This is a genomic window from [Brevibacterium] flavum, assembly GCF_019317305.1.
In the GTDB taxonomy this organism is placed as follows: domain Bacteria; phylum Actinomycetota; class Actinomycetes; order Mycobacteriales; family Mycobacteriaceae; genus Corynebacterium; species Corynebacterium glutamicum.
On record NZ_CP079240.1, the window covers coordinates 1040464 to 1062635 of the forward strand.

The window sequence follows — 22172 nt, forward strand, 5'->3', positions numbered from 1 at the left end:
TTCTTCTGGGCTTTCCAATTATTCGGACGGAGTCCCTTTAGGAATCTTTCAGCCTGAATGTAATTTTGCACAACGAGTGCAAGTTTAGCTTTGGGTGTGGTGTTGATTAAAGTTCGAAGACTAATTTGTGGGCAATCTGGTTTTTTCATAATTATGTGGGATGAATCTCTTAAAAACTCACATTTAGCAGGACAAGCATACTGTTTTAGTTCTATGCTGTGGGCATGACTCAAAGTGCTCCAGAATTCATTGCCACCGCAGACCTCGTAGACATCATCGGCGACAACGCGCAATCATGCGACACTCAGTTTCAAAACCTTGGAGGTGCCACAGAATTCCACGGAACAATAACCACCGTGAAATGCTTCCAAGACAACGCCCTCCTGAAATCCATCCTGAGCGAGGATAATCCTGGGGGAGTGCTGGTTATCGACGGCGACGCATCCGTGCACACCGCGCTAGTTGGCGACATCATTGCAGGACTTGGAAAAGATCATGGTTGGTCCGGAGTAATTGTCAACGGAGCAATTCGAGACTCCGCAGTCATCGGCACCATGACCTTTGGTTGTAAAGCCCTTGGAACCAACCCGCGGAAATCCACTAAAACTGGTTCCGGCGAACGAGACGTAGTGGTATCGATTGGTGGCATTGACTTCATTCCTGGCCATTACGTCTACGCGGACTCTGACGGAATTATCGTCACCGAGGCGCCAATTAAGCAGTAACTTGTTTTGACGGTGTTTGTTTTGACGGCGCAGTAACGCAATCGGGGATTGTGGTCGATTCTTTAAGCAAGGGTAATGTCGAAACATCTAGGCAACCCGACTTTTATGTCCCTGCTTGAGTTGAAAACTGCTGTCGATCAAAGGTGTCCCAATTGTTTCATGCCGTGAGTTTTGCATTAATGGACTCCGTAAATGTCCTGCTCATTGGCATAATCGTCGCTATTGCTGCTTTGCTGCCTCGCAAGGGTAAATATGGGCCAATCGCCACGCTACTGGTTGCCGGCGATTGGCTTGGCGTTTTCCTCCTCAGTATTTTGGTGATGCTCGTTTTTGATGGACTAGAGGATTTAGTTCAGGGCTTTTTGGATTCAATCTGGTTCGGAGTCATCCTTCTTGTAACTGGCATCGTTTCCTTCGTTGCGACACTGGTTTCTAAAACCGACAGCACTAGAAAGCTTGATGGATTCCTAGCGCCAGTAAAAACTCCTAGTTGGAAAACTGTTGGAGCCGGATTGATCCTTGGAATCGTTCAGTCAGCGACATCTGTACCTTTTTATGCAGGGCTTGGATATTTGAGCGTTGGCAATTTCAGTCCAGAAATTAGGTATGGCGGACTTGTGGTCTATGCGACCTTGGCTCTGAGTCTGCCGATTATCGTGGCAATTCTCGTTGGAATGGTTCGCAAATACCCTGAAAGTCCTGTTGGTAGGTTGTTTGAACTGATTGGTCAAAATAAAGAGAGAGTCACCAAATGGTCGGGCTATCTCGTGTCACTGGTTCTGTGCATAATGGGCATTACTTCGATCCTGTAACTAGCGCATGTACTCATGAGTCACTAGTAGCCAACTATTGATTCGAAGGTCAGCTTCCCTCGAGGAAATTCCTTTGTGGAAGTCTTGGTACATGCTCGAGGATTCTTCGAGTGGCTGGAAATGCGGGTAATAGTCTTCATGCTTCACAGTTAAAAGAACTGGCGTCCCATAAGAGTCTTCGAGGCCTGGGAATTTGCTTGCCAAGAATCCTGGGATGCGAACCTTTTTCATCACATTGCGATAATTCAGATATGTCATGAGGTCAGAGTGTTCCACCTCAACCCAACCTCCATAATCGAGCTTCTTCTTACCTCCATCGATGGGGATTTCGATGTTTGATTTGATGAAATGACGCTTCGGTTTCGGGTTCAAAATTTGGCACACCGATGATCCTGTAGAAACTCGATGTCCGCGCGATTGAGCCTCTATAACGGGGTCGGGGAGCTTGAGGTTAAGTGCAGGTGCTCCGAAGTGTGCAACGCCGCAGTGTTCGCAGTAGAAATGGCCAGGTTTCATGATTTCTCCTTAAATTTAGAGTGTGAGACACCCATAGGCTAGGAGGGAATGGGGGAGAGTGGCGCTTTGAGGTGCCTGCCGTTGTGGATAACTATTTTGAGGTACGCGTTACCTGTGGATAACTCTCTTTGACCTGGAAGATTGGAGAGATTTAGGGAAGGATTGGGCGTAACTCTAGTGCGATCAGATTTTGAATAAGTGTTTGAATATCACCCTTGCGTTCGAAAGTGTGAGCGGGTATGGTGGTTGGTATTAGCACGGGGAACTAAACGGGAAAGGGGGAAGACACCATGAGCATCACCACACACGTCCAAGCACTGACCACAGCACTCAACGCCATCGACAACCATTTGGCCAGCATGCTTGACCATGGTGTCACCCCAGACCAATACAAGGCCATTGAGCCCGACCTCATCGCCCTAGAACACACCATCAACCACCACGCCACCATCGCCGCCCAAACCACAGCCCTCGCCGAACGCACCAACGCCGCCCACACCATTGGCTCCACCCACCTCATCGACTACCTCACCACCACCTTCGGCCTATCCAAAGCACGCGCCCACCACCGCATCAATCTCGCCCACTCCCTCTACCCCATACCGAAGCCAAACTCTGGATCTGGCAACGGCGGTAATGGTGGCAATCCCGACGCCGGTCCTGACGGCGGACCGGGTGATGACGACTCCGGCGACGATGACCCCGACCCTGAACCGAACCCTGACGATGGGAAAGGCAAGCCCGATGATGATGGTGATAAGCCTCGTGGGCCACGGATCAGCGCGGAAAAACACGCCATCATCACCGACGAACTCGCCCGCCTCAACCCGAATACCACACCCAGCGCCGAGGAGCTACGCACCCAAGCCCTGAGTCAAGCGATCTGGCGCACCCCAGAAGACCTCCGCACGTGGCTACGCCACCACGTCACCACCGCCAATAAAAACAACCCCAACCCCATCACCGCCATGAAAAGGCGCTACCTCTCGGTAGGTAAACCCGATGCCGACAACATGGTCCGCATCAGCGCCTCGTGCCTGCTGCCACTGCAGCGCTGATCACCGCGAATACCGCACCACTAGCAAAACGCGGCAACCTCGTCGATACCCCAGCAGCAGAAGATATGCGCACCCGCGGGCAACGCCATGCGGATGCGTTGCATCACATCATGGAGATCTACAACCACGGTATTGTCACCCCAGCTCGTGGTGGAACAGCCAGCATCATCATCTCCATGACCACCGATGATCTTGACGAGATCAACCACGGTGATCATGGCGATGGGAGCATATTGAATAAGCTGTACCCCACGAACACAGGCTATTCGTTGAACCTGGCGGAGATCATGAATCTCATCGCCGCGAAATACGACTTTGCCGTGTTGTTGGATGGAGCCACCGGGCAGCCGCTCAATGTCAATAGGATGCAACGCTCAGCCAACCTCACCCAACGCATCGCGTTGTTTGCTTCTGAGTTGGTGTGCTCGGCCCCGAATTGTGATCGCCCGCAGTTAGAGTGCGAGGTTCATCATTTAGATCCCTGGATTCGGGGTGGGTTGACCAACCTCGTCAACCTCACACATCAGTGTTTTAATCACCACCCCCGCAACGATGACACTCGCAGTGGGGTCAATGGTAAAGGGTTTATGGACCGCGATCCCGTTACTGGCAGAGTAGGTCACTACCCAGTGGGTGGTGAGGGGCCGGTGTTTAACCGGTCGGCTGCTGCTGATCGTTCCGGTGGTGCGTGGGCGAGGCGTAAGCATCATGGCCCGCCACCGGAACCGCCGGGCCCGCCGGATCCACCTGGTCCTGAGCCGGATCCTGGTGATGAGGGCCGGTTGTTCTAGCTCTTGTTATTGCTGAGTTGTTGTCATGTTGTTGTGCCTGTTGTCAGTCGCCCCAGTGTGTCTGATACCGGGCACACACCCATGCCCTGCATCAACATACCGACAAGCCAGCACACCCCGAACTGGCCAGCCGGGCCCGGGCCACCTGCAACCTGACGTCGACAAGCAAAAATCCCAAGCAGCCCAAGCCACCAAAGCCGCCCAGTTAATTACTCAGCTACCAGCGACTCCAGCACGAAATCAGGGTGCTCCTTCTCGATGAAGGATAGGCGCCACTTGTCGCTGAACAGGGCGATCAGTTCGCCGTCGGTGCGGGTGAAGATTTCCACGCCGCGCTGCTTCGCCAGTTCCGGTGCGGTTTCGGCGGTGGTGCGGCGGGCGACGGAGTATGGAATCGGATCGGCGACGGTTTCGACGTTGTATTCGACTTCCATGCGGGCTTGCATCACTTCGAACTGCATTGGGCCGACGGCGGCCATGACTGGGTTGGCGTCGCCACGCAGGTCGTTCTTGAGGATCTGGACGACACCTTCGGAGTCCAGCTGCTCGAGGGCTTTGCGGAACTGTTTGTATTTGCCGAGTGATTTGGCGCGCAGGATGCGGAAGTGTTCTGGCGCGAATTTTGGCATTGGTGGGTATTGGATTTTTCGGCCTTCGAAGATGGTGTCGCCTGGTGCGAGGGCGCCGGCGTTGACGAGGCCGACGATGTCGCCGGGGAAGGCGGTTTCGACGGTAGAGCGGGTGCGGCCGAAGACGGTGAGGGCGTATTTGGTGGAGAAGCTGCGGCCGGATTGGGAGTGGGTGACTTGCATGCCGCGGTCGAATTCGCCGGAGACGACGCGCATGAAGGCGAGGGTATCGCGGTGGTTTTTGTCCATGCCGGCTTGGACTTTGAAGACGATGCCGGAGAAGTCGTCGGTGGTGTCGCGGTGGTCGTCCATTGCGGAGGTGGCGGCTTCGAGGGCTTTGGGGTCTGCGTCGCGGCCGGCGGGGGATGGTGCGAGTTGGCAGAGGGTGTCCAGGATTTGGTGGACGCCGAAGTTGAGCATCGCGGAGGCGAAGATCAGTGGGGAGGTGGTGCAGTTGAGGAAGAGTTCCTGGTCGTGGACGGCGCCGTCGGCTGCGAGGAGTTCTGCTTCTTCGGTGGCGTTTTCCCAGACGTCGCCTTCGCGTTCGATGGCTTCTTCTGGGGTGTAGAAGTCTTCGGGGGCAATGGTGGAGCCGCCGGCGGTGCGGGTGAAGTGGATGTATTCTTCGGCTTCGCCGTCGTTGTTGATGCGGGCTAGGCCGCGGAAGTCGCCGGCTTCACCAACTGGCCAGAACAGTGGGGTCGGTTGGAGTTCGATTTCTTTGACGATTTCGTCGACGAGCTCGAGTGGGGTGCGGCCGACGCGGTCCCATTTGTTGATCACGGTGATGATTGGCAGGCCGCGGGCTTTGCAGACGCGGAAGAGCTGGAGGGTTTGGGGTTCGAGGCCTTTGGCGGCGTCGATAAGCATGACTGCTGCGTCGACGGCCATGAGGACGCGGTAGGTGTCTTCGGAGAAGTCGGCGTGGCCTGGGGTGTCCACGAGGTTGATCATGAAGGGCTCGCCTTCGTGGCCTTCTGGTGCGTACTCGAATTGGAGTGCGGAGGAGGCGATGGAGATGCCGCGGTCTTTTTCCATTTCCATCCAGTCGGAAACGGTGGCTTTGCGGCCTGCTTTGCCGTGGGTGGCGCCGGCTTCGGAGATGATGTGTGCATGCAGCGCCAATGCCTCGGTGAGGGTGGATTTACCGGCGTCGGGGTGTGCGATTACGGCGAATGTTCTGCGGCGATGTGCCTCGGCGGCGGTGGTGTCGGGATTGGCGTTGCTCATGGGTATTAAGAATAGCGGGTTGTGGGCGCTGGGCCATAGTCGCCCCAGCTCAGCGAAGTTGTACGCCGGCGTTGCCTGCTTGTCGACGTTTTTTGCCACTTCCCTTAATTCGGGGGTGGCTGAAATGTAAGACACGTCACTACATTTAAGCTCAAAAACCACTACCTATAGGCTGACAGAAACTCTAAAAACTATAGAGCTATAGAAACCTTAACTTCGGAGGTATTCATGTCCCGTCCAATCGTTAAACAAGCATTCACCGTCACCGCAGTCACCGCGATGGCTTTTGCCCTGGCATCATGCACCCGCGCAGTGGATGCAACCTCCGCAGATGGAACCGCGAGCAACACCGCAGCTTCCTGTGTGGATACATCCGGCGACTCCATCAAAATCGGCTTCATCAACTCCCTGTCCGGCACGATGGCTATCTCTGAAACCACGGTGAACCAATCCCTGCACATGGCAGCCGATGAAATCAACGCAGCCGGCGGCGTTTTGGGCAAGCAGTTGGAGATCTCTGAAGAAGACGGCGCCAGCGAACCCGCCACCTTCGCCGAGCGCTCCCAACGCCTCATCCAGCAGGAATGCGTTGCAGCCGTGTTTGGTGGATGGACCTCCGCCTCCCGCAAAGCAATGCTCCCCGTCTTTGAGGGCAACAACTCCCTGCTGTTCTACCCGGTGCAGTACGAGGGCATGGAATCCTCGCCGAATATTTTCTACACCGGCGCCACCACCAACCAGCAGATCATCCCGGCTCTTGATTACCTGCGTGAAAACGGCCTGAACCGCCTTTTCCTTGTCGGTTCCGATTATGTTTTCCCACGCACTGCAAATTCCATCATCAAGGACTACGCCGAAGCCAATGGTATGGAAATCGTCGGCGAAGACTACGCGCCGTTGGGATCCACCGACTTCACCACCATCGCCAACCGCATGCGTGACTCCAACGCAGATGCCGTGTTCAACACTTTGAATGGCGATTCCAACGTGGCGTTCTTCCGCCAGTACAACAGTCTCGGCTTCAATGCAGACACCCTTCCGGTGATGTCAGTATCCATTGCGGAAGAAGAAGTCGGAGGCATCGGCACCGCAAATATTGAGGGCCAGCTGGTGGCGTGGGACTACTACCAAACCATCGACACCCCAGAAAACGAGACCTTCGTGGAGAATTTCAAGGACCTCTACGGCCAGGACAAAGTGACCTCTGACCCGATGGAAGCTGCTTACACTAGCCTCTACCTCTGGAAAGAAATGGTAGAGAAGGCCGATTCCTTTGATGTCGCCGCAATTCAAGCAGCCGCCGACGGAACCACTTTTGATGCACCAGAAGGAACCGTGGTGGTTGACGGCGATAACCACCACATCTCCAAAACACCGCGCATCGGCCGAATCCGCCCGGATGGATTGATCGACACCATTTGGGAAACCGATTCCCCAGTTGATCCGGACCCATACCTGTCTTCCTATGACTGGGCCAAGACCACCGCTGCGACTTCCTAAGAGATAAAAATCATGGACATTTTACTCAATCAGCTCGTAGCCGGGCTTTCAGTTGGATCGGTCCTTCTATTGGTCGCAGTGGGATTGTCACTGACCTTTGGACAGATGGGCGTTATTAATATGGCGCACGGAGAGTTCATCATGGTCGGCGCATACACCGCATATGTGGTGCAGCTGGTCGTCGGTTCTGCCGGTTTATCCCTACTGATCAGCATTCCGCTGGCCTTTATTATCGGTGGGCTTTTCGGAGTTCTCCTCGAACAATTCCTGCTGAAGTATCTTTATCACAGGCCACTAGACACGCTGCTGGCCACATTCGGCGTCGGTTTGATCCTTCAGCAGCTGGCCCGAAACATTTTCGGAGCTCCCGCAGTGGATGTCAGGGCACCGGAATTTCTCCGCGGAAACGTCGAAGTTCTAGGCGTCTTGGTGCCGACCGCGCGACTATTCATCCTGGCGCTGGCCATCGCATCAGTGACTGCACTAGCTGTGTTCCTAAATCGCACTGCCTGGGGCCGACGCATCCGCGCCGTGGTTCTGAACCGCGACCTCGCGGAAACCGCAGGTATTGATACCCGAGCTACTGACCGAATGACGTTCTTTGTGGGCTCCGGTCTTGCCGGAATCGCCGGGGTAGCTATCACATTGATTGGCGCGACCGGCCCCACCATCGGTCAGAACTACATCGTGGATGCCTTCCTTGTTGTTGCCGCCGGTGGCATCGGCCGGGTGAAGGGCGCTGTGATCATGGCTTTTGTGCTGGGAATTACTCAAGCATTCGTGGAATATACGACAGGTGCGAGCATCGCGAAGTTCATCGTGCTCATCGCTGTTGTTGCCTTCCTGCAGTTTAGGCCTCAAGGACTCTTCCAAACCCAAACTAGGAGCCTCGTATGAGCACTCAACTCAAGCTGAAGAAGCCCGCAAAGAAGAAAACTACGCCGAAACTTAGCGTCGTAAATGCTCCCACGCTGCGCACTGCGGCGTTGGGCCTGGCCGCGCTCGCTGCGGTATTGCTGTGCGCCCCGCTCTTTTTATCCACATTCCAGCTGACGTTGATGTCGCGCTTGGTGTGTTATGCGATCGTCGCAGTCGGCATCGGGCTGGCGTGGGGCAGAGGCGGCATGCTCACGCTGGGGCAGGGCGTGTTCTTTGGCATCGGCGCGTACATCATGGCCATGCACATGCTGTACAGCGATTCGCAGATTTTTGGGACCACAGTTCCGCAATGGTGGTCCATTTTTGCCAACCCGGCAGTCGCACTCATCGCAGTTGTGGCGCTTCCCGGCATCGTGGCTTTTGTGCTCGGCTTCTCCATTTTCAAACGACGCATCAAAGGCGCCTACTTTGCCATCGTGAACCAAGCGCTCGCCGCAGCTGTCGTGGTGTTGCTGGTCGGACAACAAGATTCCCTTGGAGGTTCCAATGGTCTTTCCGGATTTCGATCGTTCATGGGTTTTGCCGTCTACGACCCCATTAACCGCATCATGTTTTACTTCACCGCAGTGGGAGTTCTCTTGGCTTTGGTGGCTATCTCATATTGGCTCATGCGCAGCCGCTATGGAGAACTGCTCGTGGCCACCAGAGATGCAGAAGAACGCGTCCGATTCCTAGGATATGATCCCGCATTGATCAAAACCGCCGCATATGTCATTGCTGCGATGATTGCCGGAATCGCCGGAGCGCTGTTCGTGCCGATCGTGGGCATCATTTCACCCGCAGAAATCGGCGTGGTGCCATCAATCGTGTTCGTGATCGCCGTCGCCGCTGGTGGCAGGGCATCCCTATTCGGTCCCGTAGTTGGCGCGCTGGTACTGGGCTGGGTGGAATCCACACTTGCTCAAACTTTCCCCAGCATGTGGTCCTATTTCCAGGGCGCAATCCTGGTTCTCGTGATCGTGTTGCTGCCGGGCGGAATTGCTTCAATTAAACTTTCCGCGCTCAAAAACAAGGCCAGGAAGGCCAGAAAGGCCACCTCATGAGCCTTAAAATCACCAACCTCAAAGTCGCTTTCGGGTCGTTCATCGCCGTGAATGAGATTAGTTTTCAGGTGCTGCCCGGTCACGTCCACTTCCTCATCGGTGCCAACGGTGCAGGTAAAACCACCTGCATTGACGCGATCAGCGGGTTGGCGCCGGGGCAGGGATCAGTGCAGTTGGATGGCACTGAGATTCTAGGAACCCCTGTGCACCGCATTGCTCGGATGGGTGTGGGGCGAACGTTTCAGACCGCCAGCGTGTTTGAAGAATTGTCTGTGTTGCAGAATCTGGATATTGCGTGCGGGATTCATCGTCCGTTGCGGGCGCTTCTCGGGGTGCGTCATCGGGTTGATTCCCGAATTGAACACGCCCTGGAGGTCACGGGTCTTGCGGATCTGGTGAATGCTCAGGCGGGAACCTTGTCGCATGGGCAGAAGCAGTGGCTGGAAATTGCGATGTTGCTGGTGCAGGATGCGCAGGTGCTCATGCTGGATGAGCCGGTGGCGGGCATGAGTGAGGAGGAGCGTGTCGCAACGGGTGAGCTTTTGCAGAGGGTTGCGCGGGGACGGGTGGTGTTGGTGGTGGAGCACGATATGGAGTTCATGCGTCGTTTTGCCACTCGCGTCACTGTGATGAATCGCGGCACGATCTTGTGTGAGGGGTCGGTCGATGAGATTCAGGCGAATCCGGATGTGCAGTCTATTTATTTAGGTACGGCAGGGAAGTGAGTTAGTCATGTTGGAAATCACTAATTTGTGTGCAGGTTATGGCCGCACGCAGGTACTTCATTCTCTTTCAATCTCCACGAGCAGCAACGGCATCCTGTCGATCCTTGGCCACAATGGCGCTGGTAAATCTACATTGCTGCGAACCGCAGTGGGCCTGATTAAGCCGACTTCGGGAACGGTCAAACTTTTTGGACAGGATGTCACCTCGTTGTCCACGCATGAGCGAGTAAAGCGCGGGATGGCTTATGTGCCGCAGGGTCAGCAGTCTTTTACGCAGCTTAGTTGCATGGAAAATTTGCAGGTGGTGGCGGATCTGCAGGGTCGTGTGGGCAAGGCACGCATCGCGGAGGCGCTTGATCGCTTTCCGGCGCTGACCCAGGTGCTGGACCGCCAAGCCGGCCTGTTGTCGGGTGGTCAGCGTCAGCAGCTCGCCATCGCCCGCGCGCTGATCACGGCGCCAAAGCTTTTGCTTCTCGACGAACCCACCGAGGGTATTCAGCCTTCGGTGGTCGCTGAAATTCAGCAGACCATCATCGATTTGGCTAAGGACGGCATGAGCATTGTCCTGGTGGAGCAAAACATTGGTTTTGCATTGGATGCTGCAACAAGCTACGCCATTGTGGCGCGTGGTCAGGTCGTGGAATCGGGACAAGGCGCTGAAACCACCGCAGAGAAGCAGACTAAAGTGCGGGAATCTCTAGCAATCTAGCGGCTGTGGATACCGTTTTGCGCAGCAGATAATCCCTGGGCCAGCAGCAAATCCACTGCCTCGGCGGCCAGCTCAATGCCTGGTTGGTCGTGATCGACTGGTTCCAAAACGTAGTCGGGCACGGCCATTCCTGCTGGTGGTCGTGAAATGCCGATGCGGACGCGCAGGTAGTCTCTGGTGCCGAGTTCTTCCGTGAGGGATTTCAGGCCGTTGTGACCGTTTTCGTTTCCTCCTTTTTTCAGGCGTACTTTTCCAGCGGGCAGATCGAGCTCGTCGTGGATCACGATGATGCGCTCTGCTGGGATACCCAACGCTGCGGCGATGGGTGCGACACCTTGGCCGGAGTGGTTCATAAAAGTGGTGGATCGAACGGCGAGCACCTCTGGCGCGAGCTGCGTTGTTAGGGCCTTGTAGCCCGTGGCGGGGGTGAGGGGCTGCTGCTGGTGGGCGTCGATAAGCATGTCTTGGCACATGTAACCGACGTTGTGCCGGGTGGATTCGTACTTGGCGCCGGGGTTGCCCAGGCCCACGACCAGCCATTTGGCGGCGGGAAGTTCAGGCTTGGGGGCAAACAGTGCTTGGATTTTAGACAAAAAACTCACGGAAGTCATCCTATGGCAGGCGCGCCTAGGATGGTGCCATGAGCATCCTTGACACGTTGAAAACTCCCGTGATTGTCGCCCCGATGGCTGGTGGCCCGTCCACTCCCGCGTTGGTCAATGCAGCAGCAGAGGCAGGTTCCCTCGGGTTCTTGGCTGGTGGCGTCATGCCTCTTGAGCAGCTGAAACAGGAATTGTCAGAGGTAAAAGGCGTCTTTGGTGTCAACCTGTTTCGCCCGCAGACGGATGCGCCTAAGCCTTCAGACATTGATGAGCTGGCGGGATTGTTGTCCTCGGCGTTTCGGCAATTTGGCCTCAATGAGCCGACGGTGCCTACGCCGGATTTGAGCAATGGGTGGGAGGCTAAATTTGAGGCCGTTCTTGCCGCTAAGCCCGCCGTTTTTTCCTGCACCTTTGGTATTTTTAGCGCTGAAGAATTCGCCCGGATCAAAGCCACCGGAATTGAGGCGTGGGTGACGGTGACCAATCCGGAGGACGCGCTGGCTGCGCAGAAAGCTGGCGCCAATGCGCTTGTCGTGCAAGGACCCGAGGCGGGTGGGCACCGTTCCACCTGGTCCATTGGTGTGGAGCCAGACGAGCGCGATCTGAAAACCCTGCTCGCAGCCGTCAAACAAGCAGGCGTGTACCTCCCGCTCATCGCAGCTGGCGGCCTCTCAACCTCCGCCGACGTGGCAGCAATTTTGGAGGCCGGCGCCAGCGCTGCATCCTGTGGTTCCGCCTTTTTGCTTAGCGACGAAGCCGGCACCAGCTCACTTAACCGCGAGATCTTGGACGCCGCCCCAGCGCTTGGTTTGGAATCGGTGTCCTCTCGCGCATTTTCGGGCCGTTATGCAAGGGGAGTGGAAACCAGGTTCACCCGTTCGAACGAGGGGTTACCCCCGTTGTACCCATACCTCAACCCAATGATCACATCTTTACGTAAGGCGGCGGGAAGTGCAGGGAACTGGGATTACGCCTACTGCCTGGTAGGAGTAGGACTGGAATCGATTGCGAAGGGTAGTGCAAAGCAGATACTGGAATCATTAACACCTTCCGCTTTGGGCTAATGTTGGGGGGAGTGCTTTCAACTATCCACGAGAGCTGCCCAGTGATAAACCCCGGGTTAACCCCACGCCTAAGTCAGTGAAGGACTTTTTATGACGCACAACCACAAGGACTGGAACGATCGCATCGCAGTTGCGGAGGACATGGTGCCGTTGATCGGGCGCCTACACCGCAACAACAACGTGGTGGTTTCCGTATTCGGTCGTCTCCTTGTGAATGTCTCAGACATCGATATCATCAAGTCTCACCGCTACGCCCGCCACATCATATCCAAGGAACTTCCACTGGAAAGCTCCTTGGATATTTTGCGCGAACTGGTAGATATGAACCTTGGTACCGCATCGATCGACCTGGGACAGCTGGCCTACAGCTTCGAAGAATCCGAAAGCACCGACCTGTGTGCCTTCCTGGAGGACGCTCTCGCGCCGGTCATTGGTGCGGAAACCGACATCAACCTAACTGATATCGTGCTGTACGGTTTCGGCCGCATCGGTCGCCTGCTGGCCCGCATCCTGGTTTCCCGCGAGGCACTGTATGACGGTGCTCGTCTGCGCGCCATCGTGGTCCGCAAAAACGGTGAAGAAGACCTGGTCAAGCGTGCTTCCTTGCTGCGTCGTGATTCCGTCCACGGCGGATTCGATGGCACCATCACCACCGATTATGACAACAACATCATCTGGGCAAACGGCACCCCAATCAAGGTCATCTACTCCAATGACCCAGCCACCATTGATTACACCGAATACGGCATCAATGACGCCGTCGTGGTAGACAACACCGGCCGCTGGCGTGACCGCGAAGGCCTGTCCCAGCACCTCAAGTCCAAGGGCGTTGCCAAGGTTGTACTCACCGCGCCGGGCAAGGGCGATCTGAAGAACATCGTGTACGGCATCAACCACACCGACATCACCGCAGATGATCAGATCGTTTCCGCAGCATCATGCACCACCAATGCCATTACCCCAGTGCTCAAGGTGATCAATGATCGCTACGGCGTGGAATTCGGCCACGTAGAAACCGTTCACTCCTTCACCAATGACCAGAACCTGATCGACAACTTCCACAAGGGTTCTCGCCGTGGTCGCGCAGCAGGTCTGAATATGGTTCTCACCGAAACCGGCGCTGCAAAGGCTGTATCCAAGGCGCTTCCAGAGCTGGAAGGCAAGCTCACCGGCAATGCCATCCGCGTTCCTACCCCTGACGTGTCCATGGCTGTGCTCAACTTGACCCTGAACACGGAGGTGGACCGCGATGAGGTCAACGAGTTCCTCCGCCGTGTGTCCCTGCACTCTGACTTGCGCCAGCAGATCGACTGGATCTGTTCCCCAGAGGTTGTTTCCACTGACTTCGTGGGCACCACCCACGCGGGCATCGTTGATGGTCTAGCCACCATCGCAACCGGTCGCCACCTGGTGCTTTACGTGTGGTACGACAACGAGTTCGGCTACTCCAACCAGGTCATTCGCATCGTCGAGGAGATCGCCGGCGTGCGTCCTCGCGTGTACCCGGAGCGCAAGCAGCCAGCCGTACTATAGGTTATCCAAGCCTAATACACTACGATTAGGCATATGAGTAAGCGTAAGTCACGGGTTAAAGTTACCCACAATCCGCTGGGCATGAAAGTCAAAGACACGTGCTGTCGCAAAACGCCGCGCTGCACCAACTGCCCAGTGGTGTACACACGCTTACTCAAATCCGGGGTCTTAGAAAACGACGACGCCGACCTGCCGCGCCGCCTCAAAGAGGCGCGGCGCAAGTAGCTAGCCCTGCTGCAAATGCTTTTCGACGAGATCTGCAGCGTCAGCCGCCATGATGGGAATATCCGCCAGTTCTTGCTTGCCAAAAGGCTTCAACACAAAACTTGCCGGATCCATCCGACCCGGTGGCCTACCGATACCCATGCTGAGCTTCCAATAGTCCTTAGTTCCCAAAGATTTGGACGTGGATTTCAGACCATTGTGCCCATGATCCCCGCCACCCTGACGTAGCTTTACCTGGCCAAAATCAAGCTCCAATTCATCATGGATCACGATGACATTGGCTGGGGAAATCTTAAAGAAGTCACACAGTGCCCGAATCGGAGTTCCCGACAGGTTCATAAAGCTGCGTGGCTTAGCCACAATTAGCCCAGGAAGCTGCGCGATATCGGTGTTGGAGCGCTTATGCGCGCTAAATGATCCAAAGCTGCGCGATACTAGTTCTTCTGCAACCTCAAAGCCAATATTGTGTCGGGTACCAACGTATTTCGGCCCCGGATTTCCCAGGCCAACAACTAAAAGGGGAGAGTTATTCACATCCCCCATCCAACCATGAGTCCACCGCAAGCAAAAACGAACCCCGCCACCATGTGAGGAAACTTCCATGATGATCGTGCACTGTCATCACTTTAAATTTCCCCGCACGGCAACGGGGCCCGCGAAAGATAAAGCTATCTAAAAAAGCTTACTCAGCTGCTTCTTCACCCTCAGCTGCAGCCTCATCGTCTTCGGTCTCTTCTGCTTCGACCTCTGGGTAAACGATGTTCACGATGAGGGTCTCAGGATCCTCAACCAAGGTGGTGTCGCCCTCGAGCTTGATGTCAGCTGCGGTGATCTGTGCGCCGAGCTCAAGGCCTTCGATGGAAACGGTGAACTCTTCAGGGATGGACAGAACGTCTGCCTCAACCTTGATGGTGTCAGCATCCTGAACCCACATGGTGCCTGGAGCTGGCTCGCCCTCGACGATAACTGGAACGTCAACCTCAACCTTTTCGCCGCGCTTAATGGCAAGCAGGTCCAAGTGGTCGATGTTGAAGGTCAGAACGTTCTGGTCGATGTGCTTGACCATGGTGAGGTGCTTTTCGCCCTCAACGTCAAGCTCAACAACAGCGTTAACGCCCTCGTTGCGGACAAGTGCTGCGAAGGTGCGGTGGTCAACGGTGACGTGCAGGTTGGACTCAACATCTGCGCCGTAAACAACAGCAGGGATCTGGCCAGCAACGCGTGCACGACGTGCAGAACCCTTGCCGAACTCAGAGCGGACAGCAGCCTCAATGGTTTGGTACTTTGCCATAGTGATTTCTCCTCATGAATGAAGGTGGACACTCGGCCGCGAAAATAAAAAATGCCCGCGACCGACTCGAATGTCTTGGTCGAGTCTTCGCAGGCAGCGCACAAAAGTGCACTTTAGAAGTCTAGATCGCGTCGATAACGGTTGAGCACTAAAAGTACTTGACCCTCGCCGAGACCTAAATATGCTAGCACGATGGACAAACCTAATCCAAAAACCGGCAGTATACTGGTTGGGGTCACATTAGCCAAAAGGCACTTTGAGGAAGTGGAACTCCCATGGCACGACTTCAGCACGACATGATTTTCATCAACCTACCAGTATCTGACCTTGCAGCATCTAAGCGTTTTTTATGCAGGTCTTGGCTTCAAAGAAAACACCGTCTTCAGTGATGAGCACACTGCATCTTTTGAGGTCAGTGACGCCATCGTGGTGATGCTTCTGGAAACCGCGCGCTTCAGTGATTTCACTAAGCGCCCCATCGTGGAGAAGAACGGCTCCCGCGAAGTGCTCAATTGCCTGTCTGTATGTTCCACCGAGGATGCGGATGAGTTCGTGCGTCGCGCCCAGGAATTCGGAGGCACGATCACCCGTGAGCTTGCCGCGGAAGGCCCCATGTACGGCGGAGCTTTTGATGATCCAGATGGACACGGCTGGGAGCTGATGTACTTTGATCCAGAGGCACTTGCTCAAATGATGCCTGAGGGCTAAATATTCTTCAGTGCTTCTCGCCGACTCAGTGGGGAAAGGTCCGTGGCGTCGACAAATGCGCGGACCCAGCTGGGGTCGTGGCGGGCGAAATCCCGCAGCGCCCAGCCGATCGCTTTGTTGATGAAGAACTCGCTGGAGCCGAGGTTCTGCTCGATGATCCAGGCCAGCAGGGCAGCGTCGGTGTTTTTCTTGCGGCCCAGTTGGTGGATGATCGCGATGCGGCGCACCCAGAAGTCCTCATCAAGCGCCCACGTTTTCATCAGATCATCATCGTGGTTGGCGCCGATCGGTTTTGCTAGAGAATCGACGGTGTCCCACCAGGATTTGGTCTGCACTAATGCTTTGGCAAAACCTAGATCGGTGATGCCGACGCGATTGATGTGATCGCAGGCGACATACTGGTATTCCCGTTCAGCTGCGCCAAAGCAGTCTGAGACAAAGTCAGTGTCCAACTCTTTTAGCGCGGACAGCACGGGTTTGCAGGCTTCTTTTCTGGGGGTGGATGGGATGCCGAGAAAAGAAAACTGATCCCGCATGTAGCTTGCCATTCCGGTGGCACGTGCGGGATCAGCTAGAGGTTCCAATGCCAACCGGACGCGGTTGAAGACGTCCGTGGTGGGCATGGGTGTTTAGGCCTCGCCCTCGAAGAGGGTGGTGACGGAACCGTTTTCGAAGATCTCGTTGATGGTGCGAGCCAGCAGCGGTGCGATCGACAAAACGGTCAGGTTGCTCCAGCCCTCGGTGGACTGTGGCAGGGTGTCGGTGGTGATGACTTCTTCAGCACCGCATGCAGACAGGCGCTCGCGGGCTGGGTCAGAGAACACACCGTGGGTGCAGGCGATGACGACTGACTTTGCGCCAGCCTTCTTCAGGACGCCCACAGCGCCGGCGATGGTGCCGCCAGTGTCGATCATGTCGTCGAGAAGCACGCAGTCCTTGCCGTCGACGTCACCGACGACGCGGTTGGCGACAACCTGGTTTGCTACCTCGGTGGAGCGGGTCTTGTGCACGAACGCCATTGGGGCATCGCCCAAGGTGTTAGCCCACTTCTCTGCAACCTTCACGCGACCTGCGTCAGGGGAGACCACGCAGATGTTGTCCAGGTTGTAGTTTTCCTTGATGTGATCGGTGAGGATCGGCATGGCGTGCATGTGATCGACTGGGCCGTCGAAGAAGCCCTGGATCTGATCGGTGTGCAAGTCCACGGACACGATACGGTCCGCGCCAGCGGTGAGCATGAGGTCGGCGATGAGGCGAGCAGAAATTGGCTCGCGGCCGCGGTGCTTCTTGTCCTGGCGGGCGTAAGGGTAGAACGGCAGGATCGCGGTGATGCGCTTTGCGGAACCACGCTTCAAAGCGTCGATCATCAGCAGCTGTTCCATGAGCCACTTGTTGAGAGGCTGGGTGTGGGACTGCAGGACGAAGCAGTCGGAGCCACGAACTGATTCCTCGAAGCGGACGTAGATCTCACCGTTGGCGAAATCGCGTGCCGTCATTGGGGTGACGTTGACGTCGAGCTCTTTAGCTACAGCTTCTGCCAGTTCTGGGTGCGCACGACCCGAAAACAGCATGAGGTTCTTTTGGTTTTGTTTCCAGTGAGCAGTCATGAGGATCCTGCTTAGCCTTCCTGGTTGTGGACGTTTTGGGCGGCTTCTGCGGCGAGTGCTGCAGCGGTTCCAGGGCGCTTCTTTTGCACCCAGCCTTCGATGTTTCGTTGGCGTCCGCCGGACACGGCAAGGGCTCCTGGCGGAACATCGTCTTTAATTACTGTACCGGCTCCGGAATATGCTCCGTCACCCACGGTCACTGGAGCGATAAACATGGTGTCAGATCCAGTGCGAACGTGGCTGCCGATGGTGGTGTGGTGCTTGTTTTCACCGTCGTAGTTCACGAAGACAGAGGAGGCTCCGATGTTGGATTCCTCGCCGATGGTGGCGTCGCCGACATAGGTGAGGTGTGGAACCTTGGAGCCACGGCCGATTGTGGCCTTCTTGGTTTCTACGAAGCCACCGAGCTTGCCTTCTGGTCCCAGTGTGGTTCCTGGGCGGATGTAGGTGAAGGGGCCAACGGTGGCGTTTTCACCGATGGTGGAGTCGAAACCGTGGGTGCGGACTACGGATGCGCCGTCGCCGATGGTCATGTTGGTCAAGGTGGTGTCTGGACCAACTTCAACGCGGTCTCCGATGACAGTTTCGCCCTTGAGCTGGGTGCCAGGGTGGATGATCACGTCGTGGCCGATGGAAACCTCCACATCGATCCAGGTGGTTGCTGGATCAACGATGGTTGCGCCACCACGCATAGCGGCGATGACGGTGCGACGGTTTAGTTCTGCGCCGGCTTCTGCGAGCTGCACACGGTCGTTGACGCCAGCGAGTTCACGGGCATCGGTGGCGGTGTGGGCGCGCACTGGGTGGCCCTCGCCACGAGCAATGCCCAAAACGTCAGTCAGGTACAGCTCGCCTTGCGCGTTGTCGGACTTCAGTTCAGCCAGTGCGGAACGCAAGATGGCGGCGTCGAAAGCAAAGACACCGGAGTTGACCTCATCGATGGCTTGGACTTCTGCTGAAGCATCTTTTTGCTCAACGATGGCGGTAACTTCGCCTTCTTCGTTGCGCACGATGCGGCCGTAGCCGGTGGGGTCATCCAGGCGCATGGTCAACACGGTGACAGCGGTTGGAACTTCCACGTGTGCATCCAGCAGTGCAGACAGAGTGTGGTCGGTGAGCAGGGGAACATCGCCGTTGGTGACAATGATCGTGCCTTCAAAGCCCTCGAGCTGATCCATGGCGCACTGCACAGCGTGCCCGGTGCCGTTTTGTTCCTCTTGGATGGCGATGCGGACTTCACGGCCCAGTTCTTCTGCAACCTGGGAAACTGCTGGACCCACCTGGTCGCGTCCATGTCCAATTACTGCAACAATGTGCTCGGGATTAAGCCCGGCAGCTGCATGCAAGCTATGTGAAATGAGACTGCGTCCACCGATGCTATGCAACGTTTTTTGTAAGTCTGATTTCATTCGGGTTCCGGCACCAGCTGCCAAAACGACAACTGCGCTCGAGAAATCGCTTGCGCTCAAGATTATCTCAAATCCTTAAAAGTTTTTGCGGGGCACTTATACCCAAGCAAGCATAATGCCCCAAGACCTAAAGCCTGCCCATTTGGGCGGAAAAGTTGCAAAACTATCCGGCGGAAACTTCTTTGAGGCCGCGGGCACTAATGGTTCCAAGCAGGCCAATCGCAGCTAGGAAGAGCAGTGCGGCCTCGTTTCCGAAAATTGCAATGAAGCCAGATAATGCGCCAACAGCGAGTAAAACTACACCCATTAGTGTGTTGGCGTCGGCAACATAGCGGGTGCGCTGATCACCTTCAGCCATGTCCATTACATAAGTTTTGCGGGCCACGCGGATGGCGGTGTGGGCCAAGGTGATGAGGAAGAAACTCAACGGGAACACCAGCGTGTTGATCTGCGCGGGTGCAAACGCGGAGCTGAGCACCACGAGGATCAACACGATGGAGCCGAATAGCGCACCGCCTGCCATGACGTTTTTGGAGGAGCGATCAGACCAGATTCCAGAGATCCGGCCGCCCACCATGGACGCCAAGCCGGAGGCGATGAGGAAGAAGCCCAAGGTGTCGATGCTGTTGCCGGATTCAGCGGCGAGCGCGACGATAAATGCGGTGGAGAGTGCTGTCACCAGCATCATTGAGCGAACCAGAACGAAACGTCGAAAAGCTCTATCATCTTTTAATGCGGCGATGCAGCGACGCACCCACGGGTTTGCGGAAGGCGCGTTTTTTGGAGCCGCTGGCTTCGCGTATTCGATGCGCGCGAAAACAATGGAGGCAAACAGCCAGCTAAACGAGCTCGCGATCACCACCGCGGCCAGCACCCACGTCGGGGAATGCGAGCCCAAGAAAATAGCGATCGCCAGGCCTGCAACCAGGCCCATCACACCGCCAATCACCGTCGCGCGGCCCGTTACCAGCCCACGCTTGCCCTTGGAAATCACCTTGCCCTGAACATCCTTCGATGCAATCGAACACATCGATCGAAACAGCGACAGCGCCGCAAGCAGCACAATCACCGTGATGCCCAGCGCCCACCCACGCAAAAACAGCGCAGCCACGCCGATACCCAGCGCCGAGACGAACTGGCCGTTCGAGCCAATCACCCAGACTTTGCTTCTCGACGTCTGCCTCAGCACCCAGCCAGTAATGGCAGCTTGCGGCAGCATCGATCCGGCTTCGCGGATCGGAACCAGAAGTGCCAGCAAGAAGCCCGGCGCGCCAGCGGCTTGCAGCAACCAGGGCAGGACTGTTTTGGCGGCGACGATTTGATCGCCGATGTTTTGCAGGCCGTTGGCCCAAATGAGGCGACGTGCGTTGCGCTCCTCTGTGGGATTTGTCATGGGTGAAAGCTTAGAAGAACTACACCGTTTGGTTGATATGATGTGGGGTGTTTATGAAAATTTGTTTGAGGGAGTGAAGGCGCATGTTGTTGCCAGAGTTGAATCGTCGGACTTTTTTCAAAGGGGCCGGGGTGCTGGCAGCAACGGTGGTGGGAACGCAGGTGCTGGTGGCGTGTTCCTCAGATGATGTGCGTGGTTATGGGGGAGAGCCGCGGGCGTTGCCTATTCCACCAGCAGATTTAGGTACGCGTGAGGGATCTAGCGTGCACTTTGCCCTGGAGGCTCAGACTGGGGAGAGTCAGATTTTGCCGGATGTCACAACGAAGACGTGGGGTTTCAATGGCACTCATTTGGGGCCGACGTTGGTGGTGAAGAAAGGTGATGACGTCCACGTTGATGTGACAAACAATTTGGATGAAATGACCACTGTGCACTGGCATGGAATGAAGTTGCCGGCGATTGCTGATGGTGGTCCGCACTCACCGATCGGGTCTGGGCAGACGTGGTCACCAACGTGGACTGTGGCCAATGATGCAGCCACTTTGTGGTACCACCCGCACACTCATGGCCTGACAGGTTTGCATGCGTACCGTGGTTTGGCGGGGATGATCATTGTGGAAGATGAAGCAACAGACAAGCTTGATCTGCCACACGACTACGGTGTGGACGATATTCCGCTGGTTTTAATGGATCACCGCTTCTTAGAAGACGGTTCCCTTGATGAGGAAGACCTCCCAGATCTTGGGCTGTTGGGCGATACCCCCACTGCCAATGGCATTACCAATGCGCACTTTGATGCCACCACGCGCCGGGTTCGGTTCCGCGTGCTCAACGGCTCCAACATGCGGTTCTATAACTTGGCGTTTTCAGACAAGCGCACCTTCCAAGTCATTGCCAGCGATTCCGGTTTGCTGGATGAACCTCAAGACCGCACCACCTTGGCTATTGGCCCAGGCGAGCGGTGGGAAATCGTTGTAGATCTGGAGCCCGGCGAGGACGTCACCTTGGAATCTGTAGGTTTTGAGGACAACTACGGCGTCCCTGATGATGAGTTCGTGCCCGATTTCGGCATGTCAGATTCCTTCCAGCTGCTCACCATCACCGGCCCTTCCGATGATGCTGCGCAAGCATCTGCTTTGCCGGGCGTGCTGGTGAAATCCACCGAACCTGACGTTATCGATGCCACCGAACGCACCTTCATCATGAACACCTTCTCCATCAACGATCTACAGATGGACATGCAGCGCGTTGACGTGGTGATTGACCATGACCAGCCAGAAGTGTGGATTGTCACCAACGACAACTCCGACTGGCCCCACAACTTCCATGTCCACGACGCCCGGTTTAAGGTGCTGAAATTTGAAGGCACCGACGTAGAGCTCTTCAACGACGGTTGGAAAGACACCGTCGGCCTGCCACCGGGAGCAACCGCAACTTTGGCCGTGGAATTTGGCTACTACCCAGACCCACAGTGGCCCTACATGTATCACTGCCACATGCTCTACCACGAGGATCAAGGAATGATGGGGCAGTTCGTCATCGTGGAGCCAGGCGACGAGCCGGCGGCGGTGCTGGGGTCGGGCACGGGCTCGAGCTCAAGCGGTGCCTCCGCCGGCGGACATGCGCACTAGGGGCGTGGGGCGGCGTCGATAAGCGAGATTTT

The 22172-nt window shown here is 56.0% G+C and carries 23 protein-coding genes; 14 read left to right on the top strand and 9 right to left on the bottom strand.

Annotation, left to right across the window (positions count from 1 at the left end):
• The first annotated feature begins 218 nt into the window (after positions 1 to 218).
• Together rraA and KW808_RS05020 are read left to right on the top strand one after the other, a co-directional pair.
• Complete coding sequence (gene rraA / locus KW808_RS05015; RefSeq protein WP_003858525.1) at positions 219 to 725, top strand: ribonuclease E activity regulator RraA; 507 nt, start codon at positions 219 to 221, stop codon at positions 723 to 725.
• Between the two features lie 179 nt (positions 726 to 904).
• Positions 905 to 1537, top strand: a complete 633-nt coding sequence (locus KW808_RS05020; RefSeq protein ID WP_011013979.1) for a hypothetical protein — start codon at positions 905 to 907, stop codon at positions 1535 to 1537.
• Here the strand turns inward: KW808_RS05020 and KW808_RS05025 are convergent, their stop codons facing one another.
• The gene (locus KW808_RS05025) at positions 1538 to 2053 is read right to left on the bottom strand and encodes a DUF2199 domain-containing protein (RefSeq protein WP_003859079.1); all 516 of its coding nucleotides are present in this window, start codon (positions 2051 to 2053) and stop codon (positions 1538 to 1540) included.
• A 290-nt stretch (positions 2054 to 2343) separates the two neighbouring features.
• Here KW808_RS05025 and KW808_RS05030 point away from each other — a divergent pair, with 290 nt between their 5' ends.
• A complete protein-coding gene (locus tag KW808_RS05030; RefSeq protein ID WP_499652761.1) occupies positions 2344 to 3111 on the top strand; it encodes a hypothetical protein in 768 nt (255 codons plus the stop codon).
• A complete protein-coding gene (locus KW808_RS05035) occupies positions 3087 to 3902 on the top strand; it encodes an HNH endonuclease signature motif containing protein (RefSeq protein WP_499652764.1) in 816 nt (271 codons plus the stop codon). Before KW808_RS05030 ends, KW808_RS05035 begins: the two co-directional genes overlap by 25 nt.
• 209 nt (positions 3903 to 4111) lie before the next feature.
• On the opposite strand, the gene KW808_RS05040 is transcribed toward KW808_RS05035, so the two are convergent.
• Entirely contained in the window at positions 4112 to 5761 is a 1650-nt protein-coding gene (locus KW808_RS05040) for a peptide chain release factor 3 (protein WP_003860041.1), read from the bottom strand.
• Between the two features lie 228 nt (positions 5762 to 5989).
• On the opposite strand from KW808_RS05040, the gene urtA reads away from it, so the two are divergent.
• From urtA to urtE, 5 genes are read left to right on the top strand one after another with little or no spacing between them, the layout of a single operon-like run.
• Positions 5990 to 7261, top strand: coding sequence for an urea ABC transporter substrate-binding protein (gene urtA, locus KW808_RS05045; protein WP_003860043.1), 1272 nt, complete (start codon positions 5990 to 5992; stop codon positions 7259 to 7261).
• Positions 7262 to 7273: 12 nt separating this feature from the next.
• Positions 7274 to 8158: an urea ABC transporter permease subunit UrtB gene (gene urtB / locus KW808_RS05050; protein WP_003856680.1), complete on the top strand. Its 885-nt coding sequence runs from the start codon at positions 7274 to 7276 to the stop codon at positions 8156 to 8158.
• Positions 8155 to 9243, top strand: coding sequence for an urea ABC transporter permease subunit UrtC (gene urtC / locus KW808_RS05055; protein ID WP_003856682.1), 1089 nt, complete (start codon positions 8155 to 8157; stop codon positions 9241 to 9243). The genes urtB and urtC overlap by 4 nt, the downstream gene beginning before the upstream one ends.
• Positions 9240 to 9968, top strand: a complete 729-nt coding sequence (gene urtD / locus KW808_RS05060) for an urea ABC transporter ATP-binding protein UrtD (protein WP_003860046.1) — start codon at positions 9240 to 9242, stop codon at positions 9966 to 9968. Before urtC ends, urtD begins: the two co-directional genes overlap by 4 nt.
• Positions 9969 to 9975: 7 nt before the next feature.
• Positions 9976 to 10677, top strand: a complete 702-nt coding sequence (urtE, locus tag KW808_RS05065; RefSeq protein ID WP_003860048.1) for an urea ABC transporter ATP-binding subunit UrtE — start codon at positions 9976 to 9978, stop codon at positions 10675 to 10677.
• Here urtE and pth (KW808_RS05070) read toward each other — a convergent pair.
• A complete protein-coding gene (gene pth, locus KW808_RS05070) occupies positions 10674 to 11288 on the bottom strand; it encodes an aminoacyl-tRNA hydrolase (RefSeq protein WP_034983638.1) in 615 nt (204 codons plus the stop codon). The two genes, urtE and pth (KW808_RS05070), sit on opposite strands and share 4 nt — an antisense overlap.
• A 29-nt stretch (positions 11289 to 11317) precedes the next feature.
• On the opposite strand from pth (KW808_RS05070), the gene KW808_RS05075 reads away from it, so the two are divergent.
• The 3 genes from KW808_RS05075 to KW808_RS05085 all read left to right on the top strand — a co-directional run bounded on the left by KW808_RS05075 (position 11318) and on the right by KW808_RS05085 (position 14101).
• Complete coding sequence (locus KW808_RS05075; protein WP_003860051.1) at positions 11318 to 12343, top strand: nitronate monooxygenase; 1026 nt, start codon at positions 11318 to 11320, stop codon at positions 12341 to 12343.
• Between the two features lie 90 nt (positions 12344 to 12433).
• A complete protein-coding gene (locus KW808_RS05080; protein ID WP_003860052.1) occupies positions 12434 to 13876 on the top strand; it encodes a glyceraldehyde-3-phosphate dehydrogenase in 1443 nt (480 codons plus the stop codon).
• 33 nt (positions 13877 to 13909) lie between these two features.
• Entirely contained in the window at positions 13910 to 14101 is a 192-nt protein-coding gene (locus KW808_RS05085) for a hypothetical protein (protein ID WP_011265654.1), read from the top strand.
• Here KW808_RS05085 and pth (KW808_RS05090) read toward each other — a convergent pair whose 3' ends face one another.
• The gene (gene pth, locus KW808_RS05090) at positions 14102 to 14635 is read right to left on the bottom strand and encodes an aminoacyl-tRNA hydrolase (RefSeq protein ID WP_170844359.1); all 534 of its coding nucleotides are present in this window, start codon (positions 14633 to 14635) and stop codon (positions 14102 to 14104) included.
• A gap of 148 nt (positions 14636 to 14783) precedes the next feature.
• Positions 14784 to 15392 (bottom strand): 50S ribosomal protein L25/general stress protein Ctc, encoded by a 609-nt coding sequence (locus KW808_RS05095; protein WP_003860057.1) that lies wholly within the window; start codon positions 15390 to 15392, stop codon positions 14784 to 14786.
• A gap of 327 nt (positions 15393 to 15719) precedes the next feature.
• On the opposite strand from KW808_RS05095, the gene KW808_RS05100 reads away from it, so the two are divergent.
• Positions 15720 to 16100 carry a VOC family protein gene (locus tag KW808_RS05100; protein ID WP_003860058.1) on the top strand — a complete coding sequence of 127 codons (381 nt, stop codon included), beginning with the start codon at positions 15720 to 15722 and terminating at the stop codon, positions 16098 to 16100.
• Here KW808_RS05100 and KW808_RS05105 read toward each other — a convergent pair.
• The 4 genes from KW808_RS05105 to KW808_RS05120 form a co-directional block, all read right to left on the bottom strand.
• Complete coding sequence (locus KW808_RS05105; protein ID WP_003856698.1) at positions 16097 to 16723, bottom strand: DNA alkylation repair protein; 627 nt, start codon at positions 16721 to 16723, stop codon at positions 16097 to 16099. The two genes, KW808_RS05100 and KW808_RS05105, sit on opposite strands and share 4 nt — an antisense overlap.
• 6 nt (positions 16724 to 16729) lie before the next feature.
• Positions 16730 to 17707 (bottom strand): ribose-phosphate diphosphokinase, encoded by a 978-nt coding sequence (locus KW808_RS05110; protein WP_003860060.1) that lies wholly within the window; start codon positions 17705 to 17707, stop codon positions 16730 to 16732.
• Positions 17708 to 17718: 11 nt separating this feature from the next.
• Entirely contained in the window at positions 17719 to 19176 is a 1458-nt protein-coding gene (gene glmU, locus KW808_RS05115; RefSeq protein WP_003860062.1) for a bifunctional UDP-N-acetylglucosamine diphosphorylase/glucosamine-1-phosphate N-acetyltransferase GlmU, read from the bottom strand.
• A gap of 103 nt (positions 19177 to 19279) precedes the next feature.
• Positions 19280 to 20509: an MFS transporter gene (locus KW808_RS05120; RefSeq protein ID WP_003860063.1), complete on the bottom strand. Its 1230-nt coding sequence runs from the start codon at positions 20507 to 20509 to the stop codon at positions 19280 to 19282.
• Between the two features lie 83 nt (positions 20510 to 20592).
• Here KW808_RS05120 and KW808_RS05125 point away from each other — a divergent pair, with 83 nt between their 5' ends.
• On the top strand, positions 20593 to 22140 hold the full coding sequence (locus KW808_RS05125; protein WP_003860065.1) for a multicopper oxidase family protein: 1548 nt from the start codon (positions 20593 to 20595) through the stop codon (positions 22138 to 22140).
• Positions 22141 to 22172: the final 32 nt, after the last annotated feature.

Excerpts from the sequence above, each read along its gene's own strand:
- KW808_RS05020 (WP_011013979.1), top strand. The coding sequence starts at position 905 with ATGGACTCCGTAAATGTCCTGCTCATTGGCATAATCGTCGCTATTGCT.
- KW808_RS05025 (WP_003859079.1), bottom strand. The coding sequence starts at position 2,053 with ATGAAACCTGGCCATTTCTACTGCGAACACTGCGGCGTTGCACACTTC.
- KW808_RS05030 (WP_499652761.1), top strand. The coding sequence starts at position 2,344 with ATGAGCATCACCACACACGTCCAAGCACTGACCACAGCACTCAACGCC.
- KW808_RS05040 (WP_003860041.1), bottom strand. The coding sequence starts at position 5,761 with ATGAGCAACGCCAATCCCGACACCACCGCCGCCGAGGCACATCGCCGC.
- urtA (WP_003860043.1), top strand. The coding sequence starts at position 5,990 with ATGTCCCGTCCAATCGTTAAACAAGCATTCACCGTCACCGCAGTCACC.
- urtB (WP_003856680.1), top strand. The coding sequence starts at position 7,274 with ATGGACATTTTACTCAATCAGCTCGTAGCCGGGCTTTCAGTTGGATCG.
- urtC (WP_003856682.1), top strand. The coding sequence starts at position 8,155 with ATGAGCACTCAACTCAAGCTGAAGAAGCCCGCAAAGAAGAAAACTACG.
- urtD (WP_003860046.1), top strand. The coding sequence starts at position 9,240 with ATGAGCCTTAAAATCACCAACCTCAAAGTCGCTTTCGGGTCGTTCATC.
- urtE (WP_003860048.1), top strand. The coding sequence starts at position 9,976 with ATGTTGGAAATCACTAATTTGTGTGCAGGTTATGGCCGCACGCAGGTA.
- pth (WP_034983638.1), bottom strand. The coding sequence starts at position 11,288 with ATGACTTCCGTGAGTTTTTTGTCTAAAATCCAAGCACTGTTTGCCCCC.
- KW808_RS05075 (WP_003860051.1), top strand. The coding sequence starts at position 11,318 with ATGAGCATCCTTGACACGTTGAAAACTCCCGTGATTGTCGCCCCGATG.
- KW808_RS05080 (WP_003860052.1), top strand. The coding sequence starts at position 12,434 with ATGACGCACAACCACAAGGACTGGAACGATCGCATCGCAGTTGCGGAG.
- KW808_RS05085 (WP_011265654.1), top strand. The coding sequence starts at position 13,910 with ATGAGTAAGCGTAAGTCACGGGTTAAAGTTACCCACAATCCGCTGGGC.
- KW808_RS05095 (WP_003860057.1), bottom strand. The coding sequence starts at position 15,392 with ATGGCAAAGTACCAAACCATTGAGGCTGCTGTCCGCTCTGAGTTCGGC.
- KW808_RS05105 (WP_003856698.1), bottom strand. The coding sequence starts at position 16,723 with ATGCCCACCACGGACGTCTTCAACCGCGTCCGGTTGGCATTGGAACCT.
- KW808_RS05110 (WP_003860060.1), bottom strand. The coding sequence starts at position 17,707 with ATGACTGCTCACTGGAAACAAAACCAAAAGAACCTCATGCTGTTTTCG.
- KW808_RS05120 (WP_003860063.1), bottom strand. The coding sequence starts at position 20,509 with ATGACAAATCCCACAGAGGAGCGCAACGCACGTCGCCTCATTTGGGCC.
- KW808_RS05125 (WP_003860065.1), top strand. The coding sequence starts at position 20,593 with ATGTTGTTGCCAGAGTTGAATCGTCGGACTTTTTTCAAAGGGGCCGGG.